Source organism: Pseudoalteromonas sp. HF66, from assembly GCF_011806445.1.
Classification (GTDB): Bacteria; Pseudomonadota; Gammaproteobacteria; order Enterobacterales; family Alteromonadaceae; genus Pseudoalteromonas; species Pseudoalteromonas apostichopi.
Genome location: NZ_JAATOU010000008.1, coordinates 49,191 through 69,692 on the forward strand (window position 1 = coordinate 49,191; position 20,502 = coordinate 69,692).

The following is a 20,502-nucleotide window of genomic DNA, read 5'->3' on the forward strand; positions in this document are numbered from 1 at the left end:
GGCGAAAAAAGCGGAAGAGAATTTAAAAGGGAAATAACCAACCGCTTAGAACGCGGTTAGTAAGACTTACTTAATTAACCGCAGTGCATCACAGACCACACGACTGACATAAGCAGGCGCGTACAATTGTTTGTTGGTCGTTGGTTTAGTTGCATCACGGTATTTAAAAAGTAAGTTGAAGAAGCTTAAGAATCTGCCTAAATGGTGATTTTGTCAACACTGATACTCATGCTATTTGGCAAAAAGTTCTTTGCTGATTTCAACAGCCTGTTTGCACATGTAAATCATAGGTTACATTTAATTTCTTTGATTTATAACAAAACTATTTAAGTTTTGTTAAACAAGTTATATCTTGCTTGCCTCTCACGAAGTTTAAGGGTCATAAAGTGCTTAAAAATAAAACAATAGGTAGCATGTTAATTGTTGCTGGCACCACCATAGGTGCAGGGATGCTGGCATTGCCTATAGCCTCTGCTGGGCTTGGTTTCACAACAGCGTTATCACTCATCTTTTTAACTTGGGTTTTAATGACCTACACAGCATTACTGATGCTAGAGCTACATCAATATGCCGACAGAGATGCAACCCTCAATACGTTAGCTAAATCATGGTTAGGTAAACGTGGGCAATGGGTGGCAAACTTTTCAGTAATGTTTTTGTTTTACGCATTATGCGCCGCGTATATCGCAGGTGGCGGCGCGCAATTACAAGAAAAGCTCAACAATGGTTTATCGCTTTCTTTAGCGCCACAAGTTGGTTCAGTTATTCTGGCTATTGTGATTGGTACTGTGGTGACACTCGGTACCAGCAAAGTTGATAAGCTTAACCGCGTACTGTTCACGATTAAAGTGTGTGTATTAGCCAGCTTATTTTACATGCTGACGCCTTATGTTCACGGCCAACACTTACTTGAAATGCCGATTGAACAAGGTCTGATTTTATCTGCAATCCCGGTGGTGTTTACCTCGTTTGGTTTTCATGGCTCTATTCCGTCGATTGTGAAATACGTGGGTTTAGATATTAAAACACTTCGTAAAGTAATGGTGGCAGGCGCAGCACTTCCTTTAGTGATTTATATTTTTTGGCAATTACTAAGCCAAGGTATGATGAGTCAAAGCGATTTACTTCAAAGCCAAGGTTTACCTGGGTTTGTTAGCAGTGTCGCTAGCATTGCTCACAGCCCACATGTTGCCACAGCTGTGAACATTTTTGCTGATTTAGCATTAGCTACGTCTTTCTTAGGGGTAAGTTTAGGTTTATTCGACTTTTTTGCTGATGCATTTAAAAAAGGTAATGGCAGTAAAGATCGAATCAAAACCGCCTTGATCACCTTTATTCCACCACTAGGCTTTGCGCTATTCTATCCACAAGGGTTTATCATGGCACTTGGCTACGCCGCCATTGCACTGGTTATCTTAGCGGTGTTTTTACCGGTTGCTATGGTCTATAAGCAACGAAGCAGCAAACCTGATGCGGGTTACCAAGTTAAAGGCGGTAATATTGGTTTAGCACTCGCCGCCCTGTTTGGTGTGCTTATTATTAGTGCTCAAGGTTTACAAATGGCGGGGCTTATTCCAGCTATTGGTTAAACAGCTCATCAAATCGAAAAAAGCACCCTCGGGTGCTTTTTTTGTATCTGGTTTAAAGTTTAATTAAAACACCATCGCCTTACCACGGCCAGATGCTTCAGATGCAGCATCTAATTTACCGTCTTTATTGATGATTACATGCATATCACCAAAATGGCGTTCATCAAGTGTATAACCCATTTTCTCTAGGGCTTTAACAACCTTTGGTTCAAGACCTGTGTGGTATCTAATCACATTTTTAGGCCATAACTGGTGATGAAAGCGTGGGCTGTCTACCACTTGCTCTGCAGTCATATCAAACTCAACCGCATTTAAAATAGACTCATACACAGAGCTAATAATCGTGGTACCACCCGGAGAGCCAGTTACCATTTTAACTTTATTATCTTGAAGTAGAATGGTCGGTGTCATTGAGCTTAACATACGTTTATGAGGTTGAATTTCGTTAGCTTTGCCTCCAATTGCACCAAATACATTCATCACACCTGGTTTGGCACTGAAGTCGTCCATTTCATCATTCAAAATAAAACCAGCGCCCGATACAACCACACCACTACCAAAGCTAAGGTTTATCGTCGTGGTATTAGCGACTGCATTGCCCCATTTATCAATAATGGAAAAATGCGTTGTTTGCTCGCTTTCATACAAACCTGGTTTGATATTCTCGGTTGTTGAAATGACATCTGGGCGAATTGTTCTTGCTCGTTTAGCAAGGTAATCATCTGCAAGTAGAGCTGTTTTTGGCACTTCATAAAAATCTGGGTCACCTAAATATTCAGCTCTATCAGCAAACACGCGTTTACCTACTTCAGCCAAAATATGTACATACGCTGTAGAGTTGTGTTCAAGATTTTCCTTTGGTTTTGCAAGGTCATACATTTTTAGCCACTGTAAAATAGCAATACCACCAGAACTTGGCGGTGGCGATGTGAGCACTTCGTAACCGCGCCAATTGCCTTTGATTGGTGTACGTGATTTAGCTTGATAGGCTTTTAAGTCTTGCTCGTTAATAATACCGCCATGTTGCTTCATAAAATCAGCAATGATCTTTGCAGTCTCACCTTCATAAAAGCCAGCCTTACCTTGATCACGAATACGTTTCAGTGTGGCGGCAAGTTCCGGCTGCTTGAATACCTTGTTTGCTTTGGCATCAGCAAAGTAATCTGCAAAGTTAATGTTGACCGACTTGTTAGCCATGCGCTTAATGTAACGCTCAATGCTGGCGGCTAATTTGGGATGTACCACAAAACCTTGTTCTGCTAACTTAACTGCAGGCTCTAGCAAAGTTTTCCACTCTAAACTGCCGTGCTTTTGATGTGCAAGCCACATACCAGCAACGCTTCCCGGAACACCGCTTGCGTGAATACCATATACCGACATGTTGTCAATAACATCGCCTTTATCATCAAGGTACATATCGCGATGAGCTGCAGCAGGTGCTGTTTCGCGGTAATCAATAAAATCACCTGTGCCATCTTTTTGGATCAGCATAAAGCCACCACCACCTATATTACCTGCTTCAGGCAGGGTGACAGCTAATACAAATTGTGCAGCTATTGCAGCATCAACAGCGTTACCGCCCTGCTCTAAAATAGCGCGTGCAGTATCACTGCTGTAACTATCTGGCATAGCGACAGCTGCTTGCTTTGCAAAGCTTAACGGATGAAAGAATATCGCGGTAACGATGAATAGATGTGCCGCGTATTTGACTAAATTTGCCATGGTACTTCCTTTTTCTTGATGTTATTTTGACCATTTAGACATGTGTAACCCTTAAGGTCAATTAGTTACGATTAACTTGCCCAAGCTGCTCTTTAAAACACGAATAAAGTACAGCTGGTATGTCGCCATGCTCATCATTATGCATATAATCCTTTACATGAGTTAGACCCAACTTTTCCATCACTTTTATAGACCCTACATTTTCTTTCAATGCAGTCGCTGAAAGCGATTTAACTACAGGGTCCTGACACACCGTATGCGCAACAGCTAGTGCTGCCTCAGATGCATATCCCTTGCCCCAGCTCATTTGCTTAAAGCGCCAACCAATTTCTAAATCACTGAAATCAGGCTGTTCAAAGAAACCCATGGGCCTTACCAATACCCAACCGATAAAGGTATCGCTGTCGTTAATATTTACTTGCCATAGCCCCCATCCTTTTTGCTCATTTCGATAAGCATTCATACGAGGAATAAATACCTCTTTGATTGTCTCCATACTGCTTACTTTGCCACGAGTTAAATATTTCATTACCTCAGGGTCGTTATCGAGTTCATAAAGTAGATCGGCATCATTTTCATCCATTAACCGAAAACTTAATCGTGCTGTTCTAGCTATATTCATTTTTTATTGCTTATACTGCTTAATAGTTGATTAACCATTAGAGAAAAATATGAACAAATTAGCAAGCTTAGTTTTATTTGGCTGTATTGCCTTAACGGGTTGTGATGATGTAGAGCAAGCCAAAAAAGATGCCAACGAAGCAAAAGATGAAGTAAAGCAGGCGCTAACCGATGCTTGGAGCGATGTAAAAGACGCCACCAATGAGTTTAACGACGACTCGCTGCAAGAGTTACTCGAAGAGAGTAAAAAGATGGGCTTGAGCATGTATGACGACGGTAAAGAAATTGCCTTAGATGCATGGATTGAAAGCAAAGAAGCTGCTGGTGAGCTTTCTGAAAAAACCAAGCAAAAAGCAAAGGAACTTGCTGAAGAATTGAGAGAAGCACGCGAAAAACGCGAGCAAGAGAAAAATAATTAAAAAGAAGGGCAAGTATTTACTTGCCCTTTTTTGTATCAATTAAAGCTCAAATTCTTTTTTGAATTTTAAGCCAAATTCACTGCGGTCATTGCTGCGCATTACACCAACAAAACCAGATTGTTGTAAACGACCCACATCGTATACTTCGTTTAACACGTTCTCACCGTAAAGAGTTACTTCAAAGTCACCATTCGGGTTTAAGTAAGAGATATTAAAACCTACTAATTCACGAGAATCAATGTGTTCACTTTGGTTGTAAACTGATTGGCCTTGCATATCGCTACGGTATGAGTAGTTAGCGTTTACAGCAACTGTGCCACCGTTACTTAAATCAATGAAATAAGAAGGTGCGACCATAACAGTCCAGCGTGGTGTGAGTGCTGGTGAATCACCTTTACCAATACCTAATACACCGTCATCAACTTCTGTAATTTCTGAATCTAGGTAACCAATTGCGCTGCGTAGAGTAAAGTCATCAGTGAATGCGATAGTTGTCTCAAGCTCGATACCTTGTGCTTTAGACTCTCCGGCATTTTCTACGATAGTAACAAAGCCGCCACCTGCAGTTGGATCTGAGAATGGTAATGCAAGGTCTGTGTAGTCAGTAACAAACACAGCAAGCATCATAGATACGTCTTCATGTATCTGACCTTTAAGACCTAGCTCATAGTTAATCGCTTTTGTTTCATCGAAAGAAACAAATTGATCAGGGCCACCAAATGGACGCGGTGGGAAACCACCTGTTTGATAACCTTTTTGGATTTGGCCATACACGTTCATGTTATTGCTAAGCTGGTACGATGCATTTAAATCCCATGTTACTGCATCAAAATCTGCACTTACATATTTACGTGCCGCAAAGGTTGGGAACAAAGCATCGGCTTCTTTTTTATCTTTCGAATAACGTAGACCACCACCTACAGTTAAATCGTCGCTTAGATCATAACTTGCATTAATATAAGCCGCGTATGAGTTAGTCTCTTGATTAATATCAAAGTAACCGTAATCACCAAACGACGCTGTAGTACCATCATTCAGAAAGCCATCTGGTGTATTAAACGGGCTAAATACAAACGGACCAGAGCTTGTGAAACCATCTTCATTAAAGAAGTATAAGCCAGATACAAAATCCATATTATCAAAACTACCGTTTAATTGGATTTCGAATGAATATTGATCTGCGCCGCCTTCTTCAGGGAATTCAGATAAGTTAAGAGCAACAGCGTCATCATCCAGACCACCTTCATACTCTGAGCTACGGTAGCTGGTAATGAACTTAGCTGTGTAAGTATTATTTATGTCCCAATCAGCAGTTAAAGATGACCCCCAGCCTGAGTAGGCTGTCGACTCAATACCCGCTACCGTTGATGCTAAGTCATCAGGATCGCTTGGTAACATATCTTCTGTTAGCAATGGAAAATCACCATTGAATGGGTCATTCGGATCCAGTGGCGCGGTTAATTCAATTGTATATGGCGATTGGCCTGACTCGTTATCAACACCATCAACAGAGAACACAAAAGATAAATCGCTGCTTGCTTGCCATTTAAGCGCCATACGACCGCTTAGTTCTTGCTCTTCACCGATTTCTTTTTCTGGGTTAGCAAGGTTAATCGCTTCACCTACACCATCGCGTTGCTTATAAGACACGCTTGCAGACATGCTTACAGTGTCGGTAAGGCTGTTATTAAAGTAAACGTCACCGGCTAAACGACCACGGCTACCTACTTTTGCCGTTGTCGTTACAATGCCTTCGTCACCAGGTTGCTTAGTAATAATATTTACTGCACCACCTAACGTGTTACGACCATACAAGGTACCTTGTGGACCACGTAATACCTCTACACGCTCAACATTTGGTAATGATAAGTTTGAGCCCATTTGACGGCCTAGGTAAACACCATCTAAGTAAACACCTACACCCGGATCAGTTGTGATCACGTGGTCTTGTAAACCAATACCACGAATAAATACAGATGCATGGGCCGCATTACCTACACCATAACGAGTGATGTTTAGGTTAGGTACGTATTTACCAATGTCTTCTAGGTTGCTCATGTTCGCTTTATCAATCAGGTTTTCGCCGATTGATGTCACTGCAGTTGGCGACTCAAAAATGCTTTCTGTACGCTTACGCGCTGTTACTTCGATTTTTTCGAAAGCATCTTGTTTAGCAGTGGTTTTTTCTTGCTCAGCAAAAGCTGAAGTAGATAATGCAGCAACAATAGCTACAGTTAACTGTGAGAGGTGACGTAATTTCAATTAAAACTCCAAAGGATACCGTGTGTGTGTATTTTTACCCGTAAATTTCAGGCATAAAAAAAGACGCTTAGGTATAAGCATCTTTCCTCTGGAGGGGTATTATATGTCAGTTTTGTGAAAATATGTATATTTTTTTTAATTTTTATCAAAAATTGTATAAATAAACCACATTAACATCTCATTTCAGAATTATAAGTCATCGCAGTCTTTGCAAATAGTAAATAAAAATAAATGTTTAGTTTTGTTTTAGTTCAAGAACCTAACTCCGTAACACAATTTAAATGAACAAACATGAAGCAACCTTTACTAATATTCATATAAATAACGACAATTTTCAGAAATTTCTCGCCTTGTAGGAGATACTTTCTTCAGCTAATGTTTAATTAAATACTCCTAAGCAATCAAAAGCTAACTAAACATTAATTTGCTCAACATTTTCCTATGTTGGCATTCCATTATTTAAAAGTAATAATCAGGAACACAAATTACTTGTTATCATTTAGCGGTAGTTATTGACGTGAATATGGATTTTCTAATTAATAAAAACGCGGATGATTCTGTATCATCTGTTTTAATTCATCCTTACTGTGTTGCAAGCGATGATAAAACTCTACTACTCAATTACGACTCTTTAGACACTTTGACTAATCGTGAATTAATAAGTGAGTTTATGAAAGCTCATGGATATCATCATCTAGTTATTTTTAACATGCCCCATAGAGCTGACGTTCTATCTCTTAAAGACTGGCCAAAATTGAAAGGGCTATTTTATAAAAACACCAAAACAGATATTTTTGAACAAGGACTGCAAGAAATTAAAAAGGGTTCGCTGTGGTTTCCAAGAACAGTCAGTGATAAATGGATGAGAGAAATGCTGGAAACTGAGCAAAAAAATCAAATCCGATCAAATAACTTAACGTTTAAAGAATCTAAAGTACTTCATTTGCTCTCCTCTGGCGCAACATGCCATCAAATAGCTGATACGTTGTTCATTAGTGAAGCAACTGTTCGAGTTCACCTGCACAAGATATACCAAAAAATTAATGTTAAAAATAAACAAAAAGCTCTACAGTGGTGCAAGAGGAATATTAATAAGATCAATAAGCTTGCAGGCTAATCTGCAGGCGAATTGTACCCCTGTACTGCCGATGAACCACCTTAAACATCCTGACCATTTTGATTAGATGGTAACTGGCACTTAAGCGATGACTGGGTGATTAATTTTCAAAATCAATATTAACTCGCTAACACAGATAATAATTAACTTATTGCTTTTATGATGAATTCTTATTAAGAGGCTAAATACATTCAAACGATGACTTTCAACTGATTTATACAAAACAGTTAATAAGACTAAAAACACAATTATAAAAATAGTGGCAAAGCATCAAAATGAGGTCATTAAACAACTGTTTTTTGATTGAATAACAAACAAATAATGGTCTATGCTTTTATTTGACCCTATTTTGCAAGGAGCAAATTTTGAAATTACCCACTCCCTTACGAACTGCGATTTTATTGGCTGTTTCAGCGGTATCATTGGTAGGTTGCCAGCTTACCTCAAGCGAACTTCCTGCAATCAGTGATTCAGGAACAAAAAACTCAGGTCACGTTGTCTGGCACGATTTAATCACCCCCAATTTGGCTCAATCTCAAGCATTTTACGCCAGTGTGTTTGGTTGGCAGTTTAAAGAAGTTAACGACAACTATACACTAGCATCACTAGAGGGTAAGTTAATTGCAGGCATTGCTGAGCTCGATAATAAGCAAAATGCCAGCCATTGGCTGAGCCTTATCAGTAGCAAAGATATAGCTGCTGTCAGTGAAAAAACTATCAAAGCCGGAGGTAAAGTCTTAGTAAGCAGTACCGAAATTAAAGGCCGTGGCACTATTGCTGTATTAGAAGACCCACAAGGGGCTGTATTTTCGCTGATCAATACAGTTAATGGTGACCCAGAAACTCAGCAAACTGATAACGGCTGGATTTGGCAAGAAGTATGGAGTGATAACCCAGATCAAAGCAAAGCCTTTTATCAATCACTTGACAGTTATTCAGCACAAAGTAAACCACTTAACAATGGCAATTACAGTTACTTAGCTTTAAATGGCACACCTGCTATTGGCTTTGTAAAAAAACCAGATGCCGAGATTGGTAACACATGGGTAAATTACATCAAAGTAGCTGATGTTGATGCAACCCTATTAAAAGTAACCGCCGCAGGCGGCATAGTTCTGATGGCACCAAATGACAAAGTCCGTAATGGCAGCGTCGCAATTATTCGTGATCCAGCGGGTGCTGGTATTGTAATTCAGGAGCAAATGTAATGAATAAAAAAATGATTCGCTTAGCTGCTCTTGCGGCTGCACTGTTAGCTTTAAACGCCTGCACCCCCTATGCAAGTCTAGATATTAATGCGCCGTTTAAAGTAGGCCCTGTATATGTTAATCCGAGCATTGGTATTGGCGGTACACTTTAATAAATTATAGGGCTCTGCGTTTTAAACAAAGCGCCCTATTCATTAATGTTTTACTTTTAAGCGCTGAACCTGTGTAAGCACATCTTCAGCCTTAGCACCTAAGTAAACGTAAATAGCAAGAGCAATCAAAAGTCCAACTACAGCAAACATCATCAAAACAGCGGGTATAACATACTCTGTTTGCCCTAGTGCTGCTTTAAACATGGTAAGCAAAGCTTCTATTGATACCGCAATCAGTATTGTTGAGATAAAGCGCGTAATCGTGCGTCTTGTCGAGCTGTGACGAAAAATATCCTTATGCATAAGAATTTCTTCTTCCAGTATAGTTTTCCCTAAATCGAAAATAGCCAAAGCTAAAGTAACAAAGATAATAATAGTAAATGGCTTAAGAGGATCTGACTGCATATCTTCATTCAAGACTAAATCCACCATACCAGCAAACACCTTATATAACAGATAAGTTACCAAGCAAAACAAACAGCCAACAATCAGACCATAACCAACCCTGAAGTAAGGTGTCATTCTTGCTCGCTTAATATCTCCCATAATAAATTCGATTAACTCAGTTAAACACACATCAATTACCAAAAATTGCTGCTTACCTTTTTCGGAAGGAATCATTTTAATAACTGAAATACATAAATGCTTTGTTGCTGTCGAAATATACGGCGAAGTAAAATGGGGATCAGGCGAAGCTGAAGCAAGTAAGAAATAAGGCCGAGCGCTTAAGTCCTGACCAGCCCCTACATGCGCGAGTTTTTTCTTATATTGACGTTTAAAACAAACATTATAACCCTGCTGAATACCTTGTTCATTCAAGCAATATTGTAATTCTAGAAATGGATATTGATTGACTAGCTGCTGATATTCTTGCTTGTTAGTTAAAGATGCCTGAACGCTTGCCAGTATTGAGAGCAGTAAATTATGAATAAGCACTTGTTGCTCTTCATAGCGTTCTATAGCACTTAAATAACTCATTCTTGCCATTTTGCTTCCTTAGAATAATAGACACACTAAGCTAAGCAAGGAAGGCTCCAAATTTGTAACGCCTTGATAATCAGTTGATTGGAGGATTTGAAGATTTAAAAACAATGATCAAGGCACTATAAAAGTGCAGAGTATAATTAAAAAGCACTAAAACGAAAAAAGCCGTAACTTATTAAGTTACAGCTTTTTAATTTTGGTGCGGATGGGGGGACTTGAACCCCCACGGCCGAAGCCACCACCCCCTCAAGATGGCGTGTCTACCAATTCCACCACATCCGCATACAATTCTGTATGTTGTTAAGCTTGTTGTTTACTTGAGGAATGAAAACTACTTAACAATAATTAGTAAAAACTAATTAGTTAGGTACGTCAGACGCTTTTTCTTCTGTCACAGGCACATCAGTTTGTGCTGGTGTTACAGTTTCAACAGCTGGCGCAGCCTCTAGGTTTTCCCACTCATCAGTCTTTTTAATTTGACCTGCAGTAAGGTTGCCCAGAACAATACTTAGTACGAAGAAGATCGTCGCTAAGATTGTTGTTGTTTTAGTCATGAAGTTACCAGCACCTGATGAGCCAAACACAGTTGCAGAAGCACCTGCACCAAATGATGAACCCATATCAGCGCCTTTACCTTGTTGGATTAAAACCATACCAACTAATGCTAAAGCAACGATTAAATAAACTACTAATAAAATTTCGTACATCTTATACGGTCCCTTTTGCACTTTCACAGATAGCAGTAAACGAATCTGCTTTAAGACTCGCGCCGCCAATAAGGCCACCGTCTATATCTGGTTGTGCAAATAATAATTCGCTATTTTTTTCATTCACGCTACCACCATATAAGATGGTTAGTTGCTGTGCTATTTCGCTATCCGAAGAAGCAATTTTCTCACGAATAAACTTATGTACAGCTTGCGCTTGCTCAGGAGAGGCAGTCTTACCTGTGCCAATGGCCCAAACGGGCTCGTATGCTACCACAGAATTCTTCAGTGCTGCTACACCTAATTTGCTAATTACAGCATCAATTTGTGCTGCAACCACTAATTCAGTTTCATTTGCTTCACGTTGCTGTTCACTTTCACCAACACACAGAATAGGTGTTAAGCCAACTTGCTGCGCTCGTGCAAACTTATCTGCAACAACGTCATCTGACTCACCGTATATGCTACGACGTTCAGAGTGACCAACAAGTGTAAAAGTTGCGCCTAAGTCTTTTACTAACTGGGCATCTACTTCACCAGTAAACGCACCAGCATGATTTTCAGAGACTGTTTGCGATCCAAAAGTTACGTTTTGTTGCTGCAAAGAACTCAACAATGGGAATGGTGGAAACACCACTATATCCAGTTCATCCGATTGAACATTTTTGATAGCAGTTGATAACTGTTCAACAAGCTCTAAAGAGCCGTTCATTTTCCAATTACCTGCGACCATCGGCTTACGTGTTGCCATTATTCCACTCCACATTAGAAAGCGGGCAAGATACTAACTCGACTTGCCCAAAGTTACAAGAGGTTATTGTTATGCCTCGGTTTGTTTGCTCACAGTTTCGACAACTTCGGCAATTTTGCGTGCGCTATCAAGAACAACCTTTTCCTGTTCAGCTTCAACCATTACTCGTACAACTGGCTCAGTCCCTGATTTACGCAGTAATACACGACCTGTATCACCTAACTGTTCTTCAACCAGTGCTACCATATCAACGACAGCTTGATCTTGCGTTGGATCAGTGCCTTGTGGGTAACGCACATTGATCATTTTCATTGGGTACTTTGTAAAACCAGCCCCTAAGTCTTGCAATGTTTTATTCTGAGCAACCATCGCAGCCAACACTTGTAAGCTTGAAATAATGCCATCACCCGTGCTAATTAAATCAAGGTTTAATACGTGACCTGAGCTTTCACCACCGATTTTCCAACCATTTTCTTGCAATAACTCCATTACATAACGGTCACCTACTTTACTGCGAGCAAAACCAATGCCACGTGCTTTTAAGGCATTTTCAAGACCCATGTTTGACATAACAGTACCAACAACACCACCACCTAACATATCGTCGTTGGCTACTTGACAAGCAATGATATAAACAATGTCATCACCATCAAAAATTCGCCCATTATGGTCAACCATCATTACACGGTCACCGTCACCATCGTAAGCAATACCTACATCAGCATTGTGCTCAAGAACTTTACGTTTTAGGGTTTCAACGTGAGTTGCACCACATTCAAGGTTAATATTTACACCATTTGGCTCACAAGCATGACAGATAACCTCAGCACCTAACTCACGCATTACTGAAGGAGCAATGTGATAGGTAGCACCATTTGCGCAATCAAGAACGATTTTTAAACCTTCAAGTGATAAGCCTTGCGGGAATTGGCTTTTACAAAACTCAATGTAACGGCCATCTGCCGTTTCTAAACGACGTGCTTTACCAAGTTTATCAGAGGCAACACAGGTCATTGGTTCATCCATCATAGCTTCAATTTCAAGCTCAACTTCATCAGGTAGTTTTAAACCTCTGCTTGAAAAGAACTTAATACCATTATCGTGGTAAGGGTTATGAGATGCACTAATTACAATCCCCGCTTCGGCGCGAAAAGTTTGTGTAAGATACGCCACCGCGGGAGTCGGCATAGGGCCCAATAATACAACATCGATGCCAGCAGCTATTAAACCGGCTTCAAGTGATGTTTCGAGCATATAGCCAGAAATACGGGTATCTTTACCAATAATAACCTTTTTCGTCCCTATTTTTGATAATACGCGACCTGCTGCCCAGCCTAACTTCAATGCAAATTCAGGAGTGATTGGAAACTCACCAACCATACCGCGAACACCATCCGTGCCAAAATACTTTCTTGTTTTACTCATTTGTAATTCCTTTCGTGCATGCTTGCCAAACGCTAAGCACATCAACTGTTTCTTGTACGTCATGAACGCGGATAATTTTCGCACCATTTTGTGCTGCAATCAGCGCACCAGCCAAGCTTCCCGCTAAGCGTTCATGTGTTTCTCTATTTAATAAATTACCGATCATCGATTTACGAGATAACCCCGCGAGAACCGGTAACTTGAATTGATTAAATACATCAAACTTATTTAAGATTTCGTAATTATGAGCCAGAGTTTTACCAAAACCAAAACCTGGGTCTAAAATAATACGCTGTTGCTGAATACCCGCTTGCTCACATTTGGCTAAACGCTCTGCAAAGAACTCATTAATATCAGTAAACAAATCATCATAGTGTGGGTTACTTTGCATAGTGCGAGGCTGACCTTGCATGTGCATTAAGCAAATTGCCACCTCAGGGTATTGAGCTAAGACCTCAATAGCCCCAGGTTCTTGCAATGCTCTAACATCATTAATGATGTCAGCACCAGCAATAATCGCTTGGCGCATGACTTCACTTTTACTGGTATCAATGGAAATGATGCAGTCGCTAGTTTTTCTAAGTGCTTTGACTAAAGGTATAACTCGCTCAAGCTCATCTTCAAGAGATACATCTGGAGCCCCTGGACGTGTTGACTCGCCGCCTATATCTATTATTTTTGCGCCTTGGTTTAATAATATTTGAGCTTGCTTGACAGCGCTGTCTAGTTGGCAGTAGCTGCCACCATCAGAAAATGAATCAGGAGTGACATTTAAAATCCCCATCACGACAGGGGAATCGAGGTGTAAAATACGACCTCGGGGTAATTTAAGAGCGGTCATTTTTACCTTCAAATCTTCCATGCATTTGCTCTACTAACAAAGAGCCAATTTAATGCTAAAAAAAAACCCCGGCATCCGGGGTTTTTGCTGTGTATATTTTAACGATTATTCAGCTTTGTCATCAAGGCTTGTTTCATCCTTTTTTACTGAATCATCCTCTTTTGTCTCATTGGCTACAGGCTCTGCTTTTGCTGTAGGCTTTTTATCATCTGAACGACGGTCATGAACATCACGCGGCTCTCGTACAGGCTGACGTGCCATTAAGTCATCAATTTGACCGGCATCAATCGTTTCGTACTTCATTAGTGCATCTTTCATTGCATGTAAGATATCAATGTTATCTTTAAGGATTTGCTCTGCACGTTGATAGTTACGATCTGAGAATAAACGAACTTCTGTGTCGATCACTTTTGCTGTTTCATCAGACATGCTCATAGAACGGCTACCGCCGCCACCCATGTACATTTCGTTTTGATCTTCAGCATAAAGTAACGGACCAAGTTTCTCACTTAGACCCCATTGGGTAACCATTTTACGAGCAATATCAGTTGCACGTTCAATATCGTTACTTGCACCGGTTGTAACTTTGTCTTCACCATAAATTAGCGCTTCGGCGATACGACCACCATAAAGGCTAGAAATCATTGACTCTAATAGCTCTTTTGAGTGGCTCACACGATCTTGCTCTGGCAAGTACATAGTGACACCTAGCGCACGTCCACGAGGAATGATAGACACTTTATAAACCGGATCGTGTTCAGGTACCATGCGACCAACAATCGCGTGACCCGCTTCATGGTAAGCAGTCATTTCTTTTTCTTGCTCACTCATCACCATGGTCTTGCGCTCTGCACCCATCATGATTTTATCTTTTGCGGCATCAAATTCAGCCATGCTTACTACGCGCTTGTTCCCACGAGCTGCATATAATGCTGCTTCGTTAACTAAGTTTGCAAGGTCTGCACCAGAAAAACCTGGCGTACCACGTGCAATAACAGCGGCTTCTACGTTGTCACCTAAAGGCACTTTACGCATATGAACTTTAAGGATTTGTTCACGGCCACGAATGTCAGGAAGACCAACAACAACTTGGCGGTCAAAACGGCCAGGACGTAATAACGCAGGGTCTAATACATCTGGGCGGTTCGTTGCAGCAATAACGATAATACCTTCGTTACCTTCAAAGCCATCCATTTCAACCAGCATTTGGTTAAGTGTTTGCTCACGTTCATCGTGACCACCACCCATGCCAGCACCACGTTTACGGCCTACTGCATCGATTTCATCAATGAAGATGATACAAGGTGCTGCTTTTTTCGCTTGTTCGAACATGTCACGTACACGTGATGCACCTACACCAACAAACATTTCTACGAAATCAGAACCTGAAATTGTGAAAAACGGCACTTTAGCTTCACCAGCTACTGCTTTAGCAAGTAACGTTTTACCCGTACCAGGAGGACCAACCATCAACACGCCTTTCGGGATGCTGCCTCCAAGCTTTTGGAATTTTGATGGGTCACGTAAGAAGTCAACTAACTCAGTCACATCTTCTTTCGCTTCGTCACAACCCGCTACGTCAGCAAAAGTCGTTTTAACTTGGTCTTCGCTCATCAGGCGCGCTTTGCTCTTACCAAAAGACATCGCACCTTTACCGCCACCGCCTTGCATTTGACGCATGAAGAAAATCCATACACCAATAAGCAGTAACATTGGGAACCAAGAGATTAAAATGCTGGCGAGGAATGACTGCTCTTCAGGCTTAACGCCTTTAACATTAACATTGCTTTTTAAAAGATCATTCAAGATGTCTTTATCATACATAGGCATGATGGTTTGAAAGCGTTCACCGTTTGTTTTGGTACCTGTAATAGTACCCGTTGTGCTTTCAATAGAGACTTCTTGGATAGCGCCACTACGAGCGTCGCTAACAAATTGAGTGTAACTTGTTTGGCGATCAGCCTGATCACCACCATTAAAGCTCTGAAACACTGACATTAGCACTACTGCAATGACCAGCCAGAGTATTAGATTTTTCGCCATATCGCTCAAGGAGTTAACCTCTTGTATCCAATTAATTTAAATTCAACTTAACGCAGCACAACTGTACTACAGTTTGTAGCCTGTCGCCACTATATAAACTTCCCGAGAACGGGCGCGTGATGCATCAGGCTTTCTAATTTTCACCGCTTTAAAGCTATTACGTACTTCCTGCAAGTATTGATCAAATCCTTCGCCTTGGAAGACTTTGACACAAAATGCGCCATTTTTCTTTAAAACTTGGTGGCACATATCTAATGCCAACTCAACTAAGTACATACTACCAGCTTGGTCAACAGATGTATTGCCGCTCATATTTGGCGCCATATCAGAAAAAACAACATCCACGTTTTTTCCATCAATGCGTGTCAATAGAGCATCAAGCACCGCTTCTTCACGAAAGTCACCTTGTAGAAAGTCAACACCTGCCAGCGAGTCCATAGGTAAAATATCACAAGCAATAACTTGGCCTTTGTCACCTACCTTTTCCGCTAAATATTGCGACCAACTACCTGGTGCAGCACCTAAATCAACCACAGCCATCGATGGTTTAATTAATTTATCTTTGTTCTGAATTTCGTCTAATTTGAAAACCGCACGAGAACGCCAGCCTTTCTTTTGCGCTTCGTGAACATAAGGATCGTCGAAATGTTCCTTCAGCCAACGCTTAGAACTGGCTGAATGTTTTTTATTTGCCATAAATTAATACGTAACTAATTAGTAATATTCTCTAGATGGCGTTAGAATACCCTTAATTCAAGCCATATTCAGCAAAATTTGTAACATGATGAAATTATCGAACAAACAAAAGCAGTTTTTAAAAGGCCAAGCGCACAGTTTAAAACCTGTTGTATTACTTGGTGCAAACGGGTTAACCGAAGGCGTTTTAGTTGAAATTGAAAGCGCTCTAGATATTCATGAGCTAATCAAAGTTAAAGTTCCTACTGACGAACGTGAAACTAAGACATTGATTTTTGATGCTATTGTTCGCGAGACAGGCGCAACAAAACTACAAACAATTGGCCACACAATTGTGTTGTATCGCCAAAGCGAAGAGAAAAAGATTCAATTACCACGCGGTTAATCTAACCCGAGGAAATCTTGAATCAAGGAAAAGCCAGCAAAAATGCTGGCTTTTTTGTAGGCAAAAAATTTTGCATTAATTTGTAACTAAACTTTTTTACCTAGGTTATTTTTGCTCACGAGTGTATTTCAGTACCCGATTGATAAACTCAGTGGTTAACTCATTAATTAACCCGGTTTCAGCATTGAGAACTAAGCTAAACCCTATGTTCAGATGTGGAAACACAACAATATCGCTGCGATAACCTTGCACCCAGCCACTATGGTAATACAGCAGTTCATCATCATAGTTATATACACGCCAACCCAACCCATAATAAGCATCTTTGACATGACTACGCCAAACTCTACGACGAGTTTCCTTTTTAGTATGTGTATAAGGGCGTGTTTGCTTAATAAGTGCTTCTAGAGGTAACACGTCAGGATACTGCCCTAACTGCGCATTCAACCAAATAGCCATATCATTTGCGCTGGCATTGACACCTGCAGCGGCAGGTACCTTATAATAGTTTTTCTTTAATCGTGAAGTATACCAACGCTTTCTTCCACGAACATGAGGGTGAGCATAATTATCATCTCTTACCATCCCCTCAAAACCAACACTGGCATCCACCATTTTCAAGGGAGCAAATATATACTCTGAAATCCAGTGCGAGTAATCCATCTGTGTTGATTGATAAATTACAGAATCAATCAAGCTAAACATCACATTTTGATAACCGTAGCACTCGCTTGGTTTACAGATAGGTTCAACAGTCAATAACCGCTCAACAATGTCTGGGTAGCTCATACGCGACTCAATAAGGTTATCGTATGCATTAGGTACTAAGCCACTTGAGTGACTAAGGATGTGATAGATTTTTAAGTCATCTTTATAAGCTGTATTAGAAAAAGCAGGAATAAACTTACTTATTGGGTCGTCAATATTAAACTCACCTTGTGCTGCAAGTTTTGCGGTCAACGAGCCGGCAAAAGTTTTTGATACTGACGCTAATCGAAAACGTGTGTGTTTATCAACTTTGCGACCTTTTTCTATTTTTGTTCGCCCAATACCACGAATAAAATCTTCATTACCAATATTTACAATCGCCAATGACCCCCCTGGGATCCCTTTGCTTTTTAGTTTTCGGGTTAGGTGTTTATTATAGTCAGCAACGAAACTTTGCCACTGTTTGTCACTCGAAGTAGCTTCACCACTCACCACAAGCAGTAATAAAGAAAAAAGAAAAAGAATTAAAGATGAGCTGTACTTCATTATTTATTTTTTTAAGTCTGTTTGGGAAGTTTCTCATAACATAATATCATGAACTTTTGCCTCGACTAACGTACAATACGCTTAATCTTAACTTTTTATGGGTAGACTATTTTTCATGCGCTTACTTGTGGTTTTGTTTTTTACTTTAATTTCAGTTGGTTGTGCTCTAAAACCTGAACCAGCTCCGTTACTTTCAATGCCTAAGAAACCAAGCTTACAAAGCCAACGCTTTCAAGTTGTGTACCAAACAGAGCATGCTGCGCCTAAAGTAAAGTCAGTACAATTACCTGCACATGTGGTTAGTACACATCAAACTGTTGTCATTGTTGCTGATAAAACCAGTGTAACAGATACGCTTTACGCGCAGCTGGCCGAAGCACTCACAGCAAAGCAATTAAAGGTTGTAGAAGAAGGTGCACAAGCAGACTATACCCTTTCAATTCACCAGCTTGATCTTGAATTGATTGAAGACACAGAATACCAATTGGTAAAACCTGAAAAGCCATTGCCTTTATTTGATGAAGTAGCAAAACAGTTCCCGGTTCAAAAGTGTGCAACTATTTTAGGCCAAGTGAGTATGCGTCTGACTCATAAAAAAACCGGTGATGTTGTTTGGTTCGCAAAATCATCGATTGATAGTGCAAGTTTTCATCGTGAGCCACTTATCTATAGTTTTGAACAGCAACAGTTAATAAAGAATGAACTTGAAGTAGCGAGTTTTGTGCACGAGCAAAACTCAGAACAAGCTCGGATGGAGCGTATTAATAAAGAAGTCACTATTCCTGCTTATCAGACCTTCACACAAGTGAACGCGTTTAAAAAAGAGCAAGGCCCGTGTAACCGTACAGAAATTAGCGCTCTAACACCTATGATGCAGTACTACTTGAGCAGTATTTTAATCGATAAAATTAAAGTTCAGTAAAACTCATTAGCTGTTTGCCTACCCATAGGCAAACAGCGCCCTCCTTGAATTTGCAACACTTTCTTACACTTCCAATTCCTACTAATACATTTTTTTACAGATTACAGGAACTCCTTAACAATATACTATAAGCTATTACCCTTTCTAACAGACAAGGAAGCAACGTTGCGAGCTCATAGTGCCCTATTATTGATATGTTTAACCCTGCTTAGTACCACAAGCCGAGCTAGTAATCGCTATTATGCAGATAATACTTTAGAACCAAGCCAAGGTTTTGCATGGGACTGGGGCATAGGTCTAGGTTACTACATTGAAGATTCTTACCTTGTTGGCATGGATTCATACAATGATGGTATAGAGCCAGATGTTCACCTCGCCGTTTCTTACGACCGTTTTTATCTTGATTACGATCAGAGCCAACTCAGTGGTGGTTTAACACTCGGTTACAGTGTTATCGATAAATTTGAATGGGGCTTAGATATTGTTGGCACGAACATTCAATCTGGATTTGATGAAACAGGCTTAAACATTTATGGCAACGATGTGATTGAAGAGCTCAAAGGGATTAGAGCTAGAGACTACGATTTTGATGTAGGGCTGCGTTTATCGCGTCGCTTTGAGAATTCACAAATTTCATTTGAGTATTTACACGATGTGTCAGGTGCGCATAATGGTTGGGTAATGAATTCATTTTTTAGTCAAATTATCCCTTGGCGAAATTGGGAATTTCGCTCAGGCGTTGGCTTGAGTGCCTATTCAAATGACTTTACAGATTATTACTTTGGCATTTCAAACGCAGAAGCATTGGATACACGCCCAGCATATAACCCAGATACCTCTTACAGTCTTATTTTTGAATTTCACGCAGAATACCCCATCAATAGGCACTGGGTATTTTTAACTGGCTGGCTATCAACTTGGTTTTCAAATGATATCCACCAAAGCCCTATTATCTCTCAAGAATATCAGCATAAAGCCAAGGTAGGCGTGCGTTATGTTTTCTAAGTATTACTTGTGCTTTATCTTCTTGGTGTCAGGGCCCTTATTCGCCAAGCAGCAGTTAGAAGCTGATCAGACAACCGAAAGTGCACTAGTTGCACTACCAGATACCTGTGTAGCGCTGCGTGAAGGCAGAAATTGTTATGCCGAAGTTGATATTACATGGCACCAGCAGCAAGTTGGTAATTACTGCTTACGTAACGCACAAAGCAAGCACATAATGCAATGCTGGTTAATGCAACAAAAGGGCTTATTTAGATACCAATTTGATTCAGCAGAAACCATAGGTTTTGAACTTATAAGTAGTGATAACGGTAAGGTTGTTGCAAGCACTGAAATACAATTACAGTGGGTCTATCAAAATCGTCAGAAGAAACGTCGTTGGCGACTGTTCTAAGCAGGAGT

20 protein-coding genes and 1 tRNA gene are annotated in these 20,502 nt (G+C 40.3%); 9 read left to right on the forward strand and 12 right to left on the reverse strand.

Annotation, left to right across the window (positions count from 1 at the left end):
• The first annotated feature begins 386 nt into the window (after positions 1–386).
• Complete coding sequence (locus HCZ11_RS09815) at positions 387–1,589, forward strand: aromatic amino acid transport family protein (RefSeq protein WP_167658340.1); 1,203 nt, start codon at positions 387–389, stop codon at positions 1,587–1,589.
• 63 nt (positions 1,590–1,652) lie between these two features.
• Here the strand turns inward: HCZ11_RS09815 and ggt are convergent, their stop codons facing one another.
• Both ggt and HCZ11_RS09825 read right to left on the reverse strand, forming a co-directional pair.
• Positions 1,653–3,311 carry a gamma-glutamyltransferase gene (gene ggt / locus HCZ11_RS09820; RefSeq protein ID WP_167658341.1) on the reverse strand — a complete coding sequence of 553 codons (1,659 nt, stop codon included), beginning with the start codon at positions 3,309–3,311 and terminating at the stop codon, positions 1,653–1,655.
• A 61-nt stretch (positions 3,312–3,372) separates the two neighbouring features.
• Entirely contained in the window at positions 3,373–3,933 is a 561-nt protein-coding gene (locus HCZ11_RS09825) for a GNAT family N-acetyltransferase (protein ID WP_130051098.1), read from the reverse strand.
• Between the two features lie 49 nt (positions 3,934–3,982).
• Between HCZ11_RS09825 and HCZ11_RS09830 the strand changes: the two genes are divergently transcribed.
• A complete protein-coding gene (locus HCZ11_RS09830) occupies positions 3,983–4,351 on the forward strand; it encodes a hypothetical protein (protein WP_167658342.1) in 369 nt (122 codons plus the stop codon).
• A gap of 39 nt (positions 4,352–4,390) precedes the next feature.
• Here HCZ11_RS09830 and HCZ11_RS09835 read toward each other — a convergent pair whose 3' ends face one another.
• The gene (locus HCZ11_RS09835; protein ID WP_167658343.1) at positions 4,391–6,613 is read right to left on the reverse strand and encodes a TonB-dependent receptor; all 2,223 of its coding nucleotides are present in this window, start codon (positions 6,611–6,613) and stop codon (positions 4,391–4,393) included.
• Positions 6,614–7,136: 523 nt separating this feature from the next.
• Between HCZ11_RS09835 and HCZ11_RS09840 the strand changes: the two genes are divergently transcribed.
• From HCZ11_RS09840 to HCZ11_RS09850, 3 genes are all read left to right on the forward strand, one after another.
• Complete coding sequence (locus HCZ11_RS09840; RefSeq protein ID WP_205987928.1) at positions 7,137–7,730, forward strand: helix-turn-helix transcriptional regulator; 594 nt, start codon at positions 7,137–7,139, stop codon at positions 7,728–7,730.
• Positions 7,731–8,095: 365 nt separating this feature from the next.
• The gene (locus HCZ11_RS09845) at positions 8,096–8,938 is read left to right on the forward strand and encodes a VOC family protein (RefSeq protein WP_130051095.1); all 843 of its coding nucleotides are present in this window, start codon (positions 8,096–8,098) and stop codon (positions 8,936–8,938) included.
• Positions 8,938–9,090, forward strand: coding sequence for a hypothetical protein (locus tag HCZ11_RS09850; protein ID WP_167658344.1), 153 nt, complete (start codon positions 8,938–8,940; stop codon positions 9,088–9,090). The genes HCZ11_RS09845 and HCZ11_RS09850 overlap by 1 nt, the downstream gene beginning before the upstream one ends.
• Positions 9,091–9,132: 42 nt before the next feature.
• On the opposite strand, the gene HCZ11_RS09855 is transcribed toward HCZ11_RS09850, so the two are convergent.
• From HCZ11_RS09855 to rlmE, 8 genes are all read right to left on the reverse strand, one after another.
• Positions 9,133–10,077, reverse strand: a complete 945-nt coding sequence (locus HCZ11_RS09855) for a general glycosylation pathway protein (RefSeq protein ID WP_167658345.1) — start codon at positions 10,075–10,077, stop codon at positions 9,133–9,135.
• Positions 10,078–10,271: 194 nt separating this feature from the next.
• Positions 10,272–10,356 (reverse strand) — tRNA-Leu (locus HCZ11_RS09860).
• A gap of 77 nt (positions 10,357–10,433) precedes the next feature.
• Positions 10,434–10,781 (reverse strand): preprotein translocase subunit SecG, encoded by a 348-nt coding sequence (secG, locus tag HCZ11_RS09865; RefSeq protein WP_130051093.1) that lies wholly within the window; start codon positions 10,779–10,781, stop codon positions 10,434–10,436.
• 1 nt (position 10,782) lies between these two features.
• A complete protein-coding gene (tpiA, locus tag HCZ11_RS09870) occupies positions 10,783–11,532 on the reverse strand; it encodes a triose-phosphate isomerase (RefSeq protein WP_130051092.1) in 750 nt (249 codons plus the stop codon).
• A gap of 69 nt (positions 11,533–11,601) precedes the next feature.
• A complete protein-coding gene (gene glmM, locus HCZ11_RS09875; protein ID WP_167658346.1) occupies positions 11,602–12,957 on the reverse strand; it encodes a phosphoglucosamine mutase in 1,356 nt (451 codons plus the stop codon).
• Entirely contained in the window at positions 12,950–13,798 is an 849-nt protein-coding gene (gene folP, locus HCZ11_RS09880) for a dihydropteroate synthase (RefSeq protein WP_167658387.1), read from the reverse strand. Before folP ends, glmM begins: the two co-directional genes overlap by 8 nt.
• A gap of 105 nt (positions 13,799–13,903) precedes the next feature.
• Positions 13,904–15,841: an ATP-dependent zinc metalloprotease FtsH gene (gene ftsH, locus HCZ11_RS09885; protein ID WP_130051090.1), complete on the reverse strand. Its 1,938-nt coding sequence runs from the start codon at positions 15,839–15,841 to the stop codon at positions 13,904–13,906.
• A gap of 66 nt (positions 15,842–15,907) precedes the next feature.
• A complete protein-coding gene (rlmE, locus tag HCZ11_RS09890) occupies positions 15,908–16,537 on the reverse strand; it encodes a 23S rRNA (uridine(2552)-2'-O)-methyltransferase RlmE (protein WP_130051089.1) in 630 nt (209 codons plus the stop codon).
• 88 nt (positions 16,538–16,625) lie between these two features.
• Between rlmE and yhbY the strand changes: the two genes are divergently transcribed.
• Positions 16,626–16,922 (forward strand): ribosome assembly RNA-binding protein YhbY, encoded by a 297-nt coding sequence (gene yhbY, locus HCZ11_RS09895; protein ID WP_130052264.1) that lies wholly within the window; start codon positions 16,626–16,628, stop codon positions 16,920–16,922.
• A gap of 105 nt (positions 16,923–17,027) precedes the next feature.
• Here the strand turns inward: yhbY and HCZ11_RS09900 are convergent, their stop codons facing one another.
• A complete protein-coding gene (locus HCZ11_RS09900) occupies positions 17,028–18,176 on the reverse strand; it encodes a serine hydrolase (RefSeq protein ID WP_130051088.1) in 1,149 nt (382 codons plus the stop codon).
• A gap of 115 nt (positions 18,177–18,291) precedes the next feature.
• Here HCZ11_RS09900 and HCZ11_RS09905 point away from each other — a divergent pair, with 115 nt between their 5' ends.
• The 3 genes from HCZ11_RS09905 (at position 18,292) to HCZ11_RS09915 (ending at position 20,494) form a co-directional block, all read left to right on the forward strand.
• On the forward strand, positions 18,292–19,098 hold the full coding sequence (locus HCZ11_RS09905; protein ID WP_167658347.1) for a hypothetical protein: 807 nt from the start codon (positions 18,292–18,294) through the stop codon (positions 19,096–19,098).
• 165 nt (positions 19,099–19,263) lie between these two features.
• Positions 19,264–20,103, forward strand: a complete 840-nt coding sequence (locus HCZ11_RS09910) for a MipA/OmpV family protein (RefSeq protein ID WP_167658348.1) — start codon at positions 19,264–19,266, stop codon at positions 20,101–20,103.
• Complete coding sequence (locus tag HCZ11_RS09915) at positions 20,093–20,494, forward strand: DUF3019 domain-containing protein (protein WP_167658349.1); 402 nt, start codon at positions 20,093–20,095, stop codon at positions 20,492–20,494. The genes HCZ11_RS09910 and HCZ11_RS09915 overlap by 11 nt, the downstream gene beginning before the upstream one ends.
• Positions 20,495–20,502: the final 8 nt, after the last annotated feature.

What these genes read in the sequence shown, in the direction of transcription:
- HCZ11_RS09825 (WP_130051098.1), bottom strand. Translation starts at nt 3,933, where the DNA reads ATGAATATAGCTAGAACAGCACGATTAAGTTTTCGGTTAATGGATGAA.
- yhbY (WP_130052264.1), top strand. Translation starts at nt 16,626, where the DNA reads ATGAAATTATCGAACAAACAAAAGCAGTTTTTAAAAGGCCAAGCGCAC.
- glmM (WP_167658346.1), bottom strand. Translation starts at nt 12,957, where the DNA reads ATGAGTAAAACAAGAAAGTATTTTGGCACGGATGGTGTTCGCGGTATG.
- HCZ11_RS09900 (WP_130051088.1), bottom strand. Translation starts at nt 18,176, where the DNA reads ATGAAGTACAGCTCATCTTTAATTCTTTTTCTTTTTTCTTTATTACTG.
- ftsH (WP_130051090.1), bottom strand. Translation starts at nt 15,841, where the DNA reads ATGGCGAAAAATCTAATACTCTGGCTGGTCATTGCAGTAGTGCTAATG.
- secG (WP_130051093.1), bottom strand. Translation starts at nt 10,781, where the DNA reads ATGTACGAAATTTTATTAGTAGTTTATTTAATCGTTGCTTTAGCATTA.
- HCZ11_RS09830 (WP_167658342.1), top strand. Translation starts at nt 3,983, where the DNA reads ATGAACAAATTAGCAAGCTTAGTTTTATTTGGCTGTATTGCCTTAACG.
- folP (WP_167658387.1), bottom strand. Translation starts at nt 13,798, where the DNA reads ATGACCGCTCTTAAATTACCCCGAGGTCGTATTTTACACCTCGATTCC.
- ggt (WP_167658341.1), bottom strand. Translation starts at nt 3,311, where the DNA reads ATGGCAAATTTAGTCAAATACGCGGCACATCTATTCATCGTTACCGCG.
- tpiA (WP_130051092.1), bottom strand. Translation starts at nt 11,532, where the DNA reads ATGGCAACACGTAAGCCGATGGTCGCAGGTAATTGGAAAATGAACGGC.
- HCZ11_RS09840 (WP_205987928.1), top strand. Translation starts at nt 7,137, where the DNA reads ATGGATTTTCTAATTAATAAAAACGCGGATGATTCTGTATCATCTGTT.
- HCZ11_RS09855 (WP_167658345.1), bottom strand. Translation starts at nt 10,077, where the DNA reads ATGGCAAGAATGAGTTATTTAAGTGCTATAGAACGCTATGAAGAGCAA.
- HCZ11_RS09850 (WP_167658344.1), top strand. Translation starts at nt 8,938, where the DNA reads ATGAATAAAAAAATGATTCGCTTAGCTGCTCTTGCGGCTGCACTGTTA.
- HCZ11_RS09905 (WP_167658347.1), top strand. Translation starts at nt 18,292, where the DNA reads ATGCGCTTACTTGTGGTTTTGTTTTTTACTTTAATTTCAGTTGGTTGT.
- rlmE (WP_130051089.1), bottom strand. Translation starts at nt 16,537, where the DNA reads ATGGCAAATAAAAAACATTCAGCCAGTTCTAAGCGTTGGCTGAAGGAA.
- HCZ11_RS09915 (WP_167658349.1), top strand. Translation starts at nt 20,093, where the DNA reads ATGTTTTCTAAGTATTACTTGTGCTTTATCTTCTTGGTGTCAGGGCCC.